Source organism: Mycobacterium sp. (assembly GCF_040398885.1).
GTDB lineage: Bacteria > Actinomycetota > Actinomycetes > Mycobacteriales > Mycobacteriaceae > Mycobacterium.
This window is the reverse complement of sequence record NZ_JBBATF010000145.1, coordinates 1-8,393: the sequence shown is the minus strand read 5'-3', so window position 1 is coordinate 8,393 and position 8,393 is coordinate 1. Positions and strand designations below refer to the sequence as shown.

Annotated in this window: 7 protein-coding genes; 1 reads left to right on the top strand and 6 read right to left on the bottom strand. The window is 70.1% G+C overall.

From position 1 onward, the window contains the following. Window positions 1–1,937 (top strand): aconitate hydratase (locus ADBZ5U_RS12815; RefSeq protein WP_526810753.1); only part of this gene is annotated, 1,937 nt, incomplete at its 5' end. A gap of 7 nt (window positions 1,938–1,944) precedes the next feature. Here ADBZ5U_RS12815 and ADBZ5U_RS12810 read toward each other — a convergent pair. From ADBZ5U_RS12810 to ADBZ5U_RS12785, 6 genes are all read right to left on the bottom strand, one after another. Beyond that, complete coding sequence (locus ADBZ5U_RS12810) at window positions 1,945–3,426, bottom strand: cytochrome P450 (RefSeq protein ID WP_526810751.1); 1,482 nt, start codon at window positions 3,424–3,426, stop codon at window positions 1,945–1,947. Window positions 3,427–3,435: 9 nt separating this feature from the next. Further along, window positions 3,436–5,139, bottom strand: a complete 1,704-nt coding sequence (locus ADBZ5U_RS12805) for a fatty-acid--AMP ligase (RefSeq protein WP_526810749.1) — start codon at window positions 5,137–5,139, stop codon at window positions 3,436–3,438. A 136-nt stretch (window positions 5,140–5,275) separates the two neighbouring features. Further along, entirely contained in the window at window positions 5,276–6,904 is a 1,629-nt protein-coding gene (locus ADBZ5U_RS12800) for an ABC-F family ATP-binding cassette domain-containing protein (protein WP_526810747.1), read from the bottom strand. Window positions 6,905–6,912: 8 nt separating this feature from the next. After that, window positions 6,913–7,731: an enoyl-CoA hydratase gene (locus ADBZ5U_RS12795; protein ID WP_526810745.1), complete on the bottom strand. Its 819-nt coding sequence runs from the start codon at window positions 7,729–7,731 to the stop codon at window positions 6,913–6,915. Between the two features lie 28 nt (window positions 7,732–7,759). Next, window positions 7,760–8,116 (bottom strand): thioredoxin, encoded by a 357-nt coding sequence (gene trxA / locus ADBZ5U_RS12790; RefSeq protein ID WP_526810743.1) that lies wholly within the window; start codon window positions 8,114–8,116, stop codon window positions 7,760–7,762. 35 nt (window positions 8,117–8,151) lie between these two features. After that, a partial coding sequence (locus ADBZ5U_RS12785; protein WP_526810742.1) for an SLAC1 family transporter occupies window positions 8,152–8,393 on the bottom strand: 242 nt, incomplete at its 5' end.

The window sequence follows — 8,393 nt, the reverse complement described above, 5'->3', positions numbered from 1 at the left end:
TCGGTTCCACCGCAGCGATGTTCCCGATCGACGAGGTCACCATCGACTACCTGCGCCTCACCGGTCGCAGCGACGAGCAGGTGGCACTGGTGGAGGCCTACGCCAAAGCTCAAGGTATGTGGCACAACGCCGACTCAGAGGGGCCCGACCACGAGCCGGTGTTCTCCGAGTACCTCGAGCTGGACCTGTCCACGGTGGTGCCCTCGATCGCCGGGCCCAAGCGTCCGCAGGACCGCATCGAACTCACCGACGCGAAGAACGCGTTCCGCAAGGACATTCACAACTACGTGGAGGAGAACCACCCGGCCCCGGAGACCAAACTCGACGAGGCGGTCGAGGAGTCCTTCCCGGCCAGCGATTCGGCGGCACTGTCCTTCGCCGACAACGGTGCGGTCGACATGCGGCCCTCGGCCTCCAACGGGTCGCATGGCCGGCCGAGCAAGCCGGTGGTCGTGCGCTCGACCGAGCGCGGGGAGTTCGTTCTCGACCACGGGGCCGTGGTGATCGCCGCCATCACCTCGTGCACCAACACCTCCAACCCGTCGGTCATGCTCGGCGCGGCCCTGCTGGCCAAGAAGGCGGTGGAGAAGGGCCTGACCACCAAGCCGTGGGTCAAGACCAACATGGCGCCGGGCTCGCAGGTGGTCACCGACTACTACGAGAAGGCCGGGCTGTGGCCGTATCTGGAGAAGCTGGGCTACTACCTCGGCGGCTACGGGTGCACCACCTGCATCGGCAACACCGGGCCGCTGCCCGACGACATCTCCAAGGCCGTCAACGACAACGACCTGGCGGTGACCGCGGTGCTGTCGGGCAACCGCAACTTCGAGGGACGCATCTCCCCCGACGTCAAGATGAACTACCTGGCCTCCCCGCCGCTGGTGATCGCCTACGGCATCGCCGGCACCATGGACTTCGACTTCGAGTCCGACCCGCTGGGCCGGGACGCCGACGGCAACGACGTCTTCCTCAGAGACATCTGGCCGTCGCAGAAAGAGATCGAGGACACCATCGCATCCTCGATCAACCGGGAGATGTTCGCGCAGAGCTACGCCGACGTGTTCAAGGGCGACGAGCGCTGGCGCAACCTGCCGACCCCGGCGGGCAACACCTTCGAGTGGGACCCGAAGTCGACCTACGTGCGCAAGGCCCCCTACTTCGACGGCATGCCCGCCGAGCCGCAGCCGGTCACCGACATCAAGGGCGCCAGAGTGCTTGCGCTGCTGGGTGATTCGGTGACCACCGACCACATCTCGCCGGCCGGTTCGATCAAGAAGGGCACCCCCGCGGCGCAGTACCTCGAGGCCAACGGCGTCAAGCCCGCGGACTTCAACTCGCTGGGCTCCCGGCGCGGCAACCACGAGGTGATGATCCGCGGCACCTTCGCGAACATCCGGCTGAGCAACCAGGTGCTGGCCGGTCTGGGCGAGGTCCCCTCCGGCGGTTACACCCGCGACTTCACCCAACCGGGCGGCCCGCAGGCCTTCATCTATGACGCCGCGCAGAACTACGCGGCGGCCGGCACCCCGTTGGTGGTGCTCGGCGGCAAGGAGTACGGCTCCGGGTCGTCCCGGGACTGGGCGGCCAAGGGCACCAGCCTGCTGGGCGTGCGCGCGGTGATCACCGAGTCCTTCGAGCGCATCCACCGCTCGAACCTGATCGGCATGGGCGTGATCCCGTTGCAGTTCCCGGCCGGGGAGTCCGCGGCGTCGCTGAAACTCGACGGGACCGAGGTGTTCGACATCACCGGCATCGAGGAACTCAATGCCGGCAGGACACCCGAGACGGTGCACGTCACGGCGACCAAGGCCGACGGTTCGACGGTGGAGTTCGACGCGGTGGTCCGCATCGACACCCCCGGCGAGGCCGACTACTACCGCAACGGCGGGATCCTGCAGTACGTGCTGCGCAACATGCTGAGGTCCGGGTCGGCCTGACGGCAGATCAGCGAATCGGCCGCAGCACCATCGGCATCCCGTCGATCGGCACCGGCATGCCGGCGTAGTCGTAGCGGGGCACATAGCCCGGGTGGGTCGGTTCCAGCCGGTAGTTGCGCAGCACCCGGTGCATGATCGTCTTGATCTCCAACCGCCCGAACATCGTCCCGATGCACTTGTGCGCGCCGCCGCCGAACGGCGCGAAGGCGTAGCGGTGGCGCTTGTGCTCCGAGCGCGGCTCGGCGAACCGGTCCGGGTCGAACTTCCCGGGGTCGTCCCACAGTTCGGGGAGCATGTGGTTCATCCCCGGCCACACGGTGACGTTGGTGCCCGCGGGTATGTGGTGACCCAGGATCGAGGTGTCGCGGACCGCCCGGCGGATGCCGAACGGCAGCGGGGTCACCATCCGCAGGCATTCGTTGATCACCAGGTCCAGGGCTTCCAGCTTGTCCAGCGCCTCGATGTCCAGGGGGCCGTCCCCGATCCGTTCGCCCTCCTCGCGGCAGCGCTGCTGCCACTCCGGGTTGGCGGCCAGGTGGTGGGCCATGGTGGTCAGCGTCGAAGTCGAGGTGTCGTGCGCCGCCGTCATCAGGAAGATCATGTGGTTGACGATGTCGGTGTCGGTGAAGGTGTTGCCGTCCCCGTCGGCGGTGTGGCACAGCACGGTCAGCATGTCCGAGCCGGTTGCGCCACGGCGCTCGGCGACGCGCTCGGCGAAGTGTTCCTCGAGCGCCCTGCGGGCCCGGATCCCCCGCCACCACTTGAACGGCGGCACCGGGGTGCGGATGATCGCCCCGCCGGCCCGGGTGGCGGTCCCGTAGGCCCGCGTGATCGCGCGGACCCGCTCGCGGTCGGTTCCCGGCTGGTGGCCCATGAACACCACCGAGGCGATGTCGAGGGTGAGTTCCTTGACCGCGGGTGCGAACAGGAACCGCCGGTCGTCGACCGGCCATTCCCCGGCCACGACCCGGGTGGCCACGGCGTCGATGTGCTCGACGTATCCCGACAGCCTGCTGCGGGTGAACGCCGCCTGCATGATCCGGCGGTGGTAGCGGTGCTCGTCGAAGTCCATGAGCATCAGTCCGCGGTCGAAGAACGGGCCGATCGCCTCCCGCCAGGCGGCCGTGGAGAAGTCCCTGTTCCGGTCGGACAGCACTTCCTGGGTGGCGTCGGGCCCGAGCGCGCCCACCGCGGACATCGCCGGCATCCGGCCGTAGTAGACCGGGCCGTACTTCCGGTATACCTCCAGCATGAAGGCGGGGCCGCCACGGAAGACCTCGACGAGGTGGCCGAGCAGTGGCAGCCCCCGGTCGCCCAGCACCGGCTTGAGGCCGCTGCCGGCCGGCGGTTCGGCGAACACGAACTGCGGCCAGTCGCGATCGCGCAGTCGCCGGTCCAACAACGCCATGCCGGGGATGGTCTGCAGGGTGGGTGTGAGGCGGCGCCGGGCCTGGTCGGTCAGGTGGGCGCGGGTGCTCGTCGTCGGCATGTCGGGGTGTCAGCCGCTCGGGCAGTCCAGCCGGTCGAACCCGCCCGCCCGGTAGCGCTGCACACAGTCGGAGCGGCGGATCTTTCCGCTGCTGGTGACCGGTAGCGAGCCCGGCGCGACGAAGACCAGGTCGCTGACCGGCAGACCGTGCGAGTTGCGGATGGCGGCGCTGATGCGGCGCTTCATGCCGGGAAACTCCGGCGAACCGGCGGGGGTCCTGACCTCGGCGATGGCGACCAGGTTTTCCCGGCTGCCGTCCTGGATCGCGACCGCCGCCGACCGGCAGTCGGTGATCTCCTCGATGGTGGCCTCGATGTCATCGGGGTGGTGGTTGCGGCCGTCGACGATCAGCAGGTCCTTGATCCGCGAGATGACGAACAACTCGCCGTCCACGACCGCCCCCAGATCCCCGGTCCGCAGCCACGGGCCGGCCGGGGTCCCCGGCGGCGGATCGGCGAGGCGGCCCCCGAAGGTCCGTGCCGTCGACTCCGGGTTGCGCCAGTAACCCGCGGCGACCTGATCGCCGAGGACCCAGATCTCCCCCGTCGTGCCCGCCGGCAGCTGCGCCAGGGTGTCGGGGTCGACGATCCGCACCTCGCAGGCGTTCGGGACACCGCAACTCACCAACTCGACACCGTCGGCTCGGGTCGGTTCCAGCCGGCCGGCCGACAGCTTGTCCGCGTCGAAACGCGCCACCGTGGGGGCCCGCTCACCCGGGGATGAGGCGACGTGCACGGTCGCCTCCGCCAGCCCGTACGACGGGCGCAACACCGACTCGCCGAGCCCGAATCGACCGAACTTCGCGGCGAAGCGCCGGATCGTCGAGCCGTGGACGCGCTCGCCGCCCATGACCATGGCGAGGACGCCGCGCAAGTCCAGTCCGGCCAGGTCGGCGTCGGCCACCCGCCGCGCCAGCAGGTCGTAGGCGAAGTTCGGCCCGGCGGTGAAAGTGTTTGTGTGCGTTGCCAACTGCTGGATCCAGCGCACAGGTTTCCGCAGGAAGGCCATCGGCGTCATCAGCACCACCGGCCGGCCCACCACGATGGGGAGAAGCACTCCGAGAACAAGTCCCATGTCGTGGTAGAACGGCAGCCAGGACACCATGTGGCGGTTCTCCGATGCGCCATCGGCGTATTCGTCGGTGATCTGCCACAGATTGCTGATCACGTTGGCGTGGGTCACCACCACCCCGGCGGGGGTCCGGGTCGAACCGGACGTGTACTGCAGGTAGGCGGGCGCGTGCGGCGGGACGTCCGGTTCGGCGCCGAACTCCGGGGCGCCGAACTCCGGGGCGTCGAACTCCAGGCCGTCGACCTCGATGACGGCCAGTCCGGTTCCGCGCCCGGCGGAGTGCGACCGCGCCTCCGCCACCGCGGCGGAGGTCGTCAGGATGGCCACCGGCGAGCAGTCCCGCACCACCGCGGCCACCCGCTCGTCGAGCACGCCCGGATGGGGCACCGGCAGCGGCACGGCCACGAAGCCGGCCTGCACGGCCCCCAGGAAGGCCACGATGTAGTCGAGGTTGTGCGGTGCGGCGATCGCCACCCGGTCGCCCGGCGATCCCGCACCGCGCAGTTGCCCCGCGACCGCCCGGGCTCGCCGGTAGACCTCGAGCCAGGTCAGGGTCTCGACGAATCCGGCGGGGTCGGCCTCGTAGTCGACGAACTTGTAGGCCAGGCCGTCCGGTTGCCGCGCGGCCCTGTCCTTGAGCATCGCGGGAATCGTGAGCGGCGTTTCGACCACGGCGACGCCCCCCTGAATCAGTTTGCTCGGACGGCGAAGGTTAACACGGCGGAAACATCGCGACTCGGCACCCGGGCATCCCGGCGGTGCGGACGGAACGCGCGGATCAGGCCAGTTCGATGAGGCTCGCGTAGTCGGTGGACCAGAAGTCCTCGGTGCCGTCCGGCAACAGCACCACCCGTTGCGGGCCCAGCGCCTCGGCGGCACCCGGGTCGTGGGTGACCAGCACCACCGCGCCGAGGTAGCTGCGCAGGGCGTCGAGCACCTGCTCGCGGGAGGCCGGGTCGAGGTTGTTGGTCGGCTCGTCGAGCAGCAGCACGTTGGCGGTCGAGGCCACCAGCCCGGCCAGGGCCAGTCGGGTCTTCTCGCCGCCGGACAGCGTGCCGGCCGGCTGGTCGAGTTGCGGGCCGGAGAACATGAACGCGCCCAGCAGACCCCGAAGTTCCTGTTCGCCGGTGTCCGGCGCGGCGTGGCGGATGTTCTCCCACACCGTGGCGGCGTTGTCGAGGGTGTCGTGCTCCTGGGCGAAATAGCCGATCTTGCAACCGTGTCCGGGTTCGACGGTCCCGGCATCGGGGACCTCCGCTCCGGCGAGCACCCGCAGCAGGGTGGTCTTGCCCGCCCCGTTGAGGCCGAGCACCACCACCCGCGAACCCCGGTCGATCGCGAGGTCGACGCCGGTGAACACCTCCAGAGAGCCGTAGTTCTTGGTCAGGCCCCTGGCCACCAGCGGGACCCGCCCGCACGGGGCCGGCGTCGGGAACTTGATCCGGGCCACCTTGTCGGCCACCCGTTCAGCGTCGAGTTCGGCCATCATGCGTTCGGCCCGGCGCAGCATGTTCTGTGCCGCAACGGCTTTGGTGGCCTTGGCCCCGAGTTTGGCGGCCTGGGTGCGCAACGCCGACGCCTTCTTCTCGGCGTTGGCGCGCTCCCGGCGGCGGCGCTGTTCGTCGGTGGCCCGGGCGTCGAGGTATTTCTGCCAGCCCATGTTGTAGACGTCGGCCTCCCCGCGCACGGCGTCGAGGAACCAGACCCGGTTGACCACCTCGGCCAGCAGGCCGACGTCGTGGCTGATGATCACCAGGCCGCCATTGTAGGACTTCAGGAAGTCACGCAGCCAGGTGATGGAGTCGGCGTCGAGGTGGTTGGTCGGCTCGTCGAGCAGCAGCGTGGTGGAGGAGCCGGCGCCGGACTCGCTGGCGGCGAACAGGATTCGGGCCAACTCCACCCGGCGGCGCTGCCCGCCGGAGAGCGTGCGCAGCGACTGGGTCAGCACCCGCTCGGGCAGCCCGAGGCTCGCGCAGATCCGCCCCGCTTCGCTCTCGGCGGCGTAACCGCCCAGTGCGGCGAAACGTTCCTCGAGTTGGCCGTAGCGGCGCACCGCCCTGTCGCGCTCGGACTCGTCGACCACCTCGGCCATCAGGACCTGTTGCTTCTCCAGGTCGGCCAGCAGGGTGTCCAGGCCGCGGGCGGAGAGCACCCGGTCGCGGGCGAGCACGTCGAGATCGCCCTCGCGGGGGTCCTGGGGCAGGTAGCCGATCTCGCCGGTGCGGGTCAGGGTGCCGGCGTAGGGGTCGCCCTCCCCGGCCAGGATGCGCATGGTGGTGGTCTTGCCGGCGCCGTTGCGGCCGACCAGACCGATGCGGTCGCCGGACTGGACGCGCAGCGCGGGGCCTTCGGCGAGCAGCAGCGTGCGCGCCCCGGCGCGAACCTCGAGGTCCGTTGCGGTGATCAAAGTGCGCCCTACTTCTCGTCGGTGAAGACCGGGGCGCGCCGCTCGGCGCGCGCGGCGACCGCCTCTTCGAAGTTGGCGGTGAGCAGGCGCACGTAGAGCTGCCCGAGGCCCTCGGCCTGCATGTGCCCCTCCAGGGTACTTGCGTCCAACCCGGTCCACAGCGTGCGCTTGGTCAGTTCGGTGCCGGGTCGGGAGAACGCCGCGATGCGCGCCGCCATCTCGAAGCAGGTCGGCAGCAGTTCCCCGGCCGGCACCTGCCGGGACACCAGGCCGATCCGCTCGGCCTCGGCGGCGTCGACGTCGCGGCCGGTCAGCATGATCTCGAAGGCCCGGGAGCTGCCGACGGCCCGCGGCAGCAGGTAGGACAGTCCCAGTTCGCTGGCGGTCAGGCCGTTGTTGATGCCGGCGGCCCGGAAGTAGGCGTCCGAGGCGGCCACCCGGATGTCGGCGGCCAGCGCCAGACAGAGCCCGCCTCCGATGGCCGCGCCGTTGACCGCGGCGATGATCGGCTGGTGCAACCGGCGCATGGCCAGGATGACCTCGTCGAGCACCTCCATGGACCGCAGCGCGTGGGACGGCCGGGCCAGGCCGCCGGCGTGCGGGACCGACCCGGCCGACTTGTGGTCGGCACCCGAGGAGAAACCGCGGCCGGCGCCGGTGAGGACGACGACCCGGACGTCGTTGTCGCGGGTCAGCTCATCGAGGGCCGCCTTGAACGGAACCATCAGGTCGAAGGCCATCGAGTTCATCCGCTCGGGGCGGTTCAGGGTGAGCAGCGCGACCCGGGGTTGCGGACGCTCGAGGAGCACGAAATCGGAGTCACTCACCGTTGCACGCTATCGCGTGCCGGCCCGCTCAAAGGTCGGTTGACGGCTGCGCGGCGGCTTCGGGGTCGAACTCGCGAACCTGGTTGATGAGGTCCTCCAGGGCGGCAGGCGGCAGCGCACCGGCCTGGTTGAACACCAGCCGACCCTTCTTGAAGGCCATCAGCGTCGGGATGGCCCGGATCTCGGCCGCGGCGGCCAGTTGTTCCTCCGCCTCGGTGTCGACCTTTCCGAAGACGATGTCGGGGTGGGCCTCGGAGGCCTTGGTGAAGGTCGGGGCGAACGCGCGGCACGGACCGCACCAGGACGCCCAGAAGTCGACCAGCACGATGTCGTTGCCGGCGATGGTGTCGTTGAAGTCCTGCGCGGTCAGGTCACGGGTAGCCATGAGAGCGGCAACGCCGCCGGCCGCCGATCTGTTCCCTAACCCGCCGGGTCCTTGTGGGCGTGGATCGGCTCGGGGTTGCCCATCGGGGCCAGCAGCGTGCCCTGCAGGGTGCCGCGGGTCGTGCGGACCGCCACCAGCAGCCAGGTGCCGAGTTCGCCGGCGAAGGCGATGACGGCGGCGACCCGGAAGGCCGGCAGGCCGGTGTGGACGGCCAACTGGGTGGTGCCGGTGACGAAGGTGCCGACCGGGAAGGTCAGGCTCCACCAGGTCAGGGCGA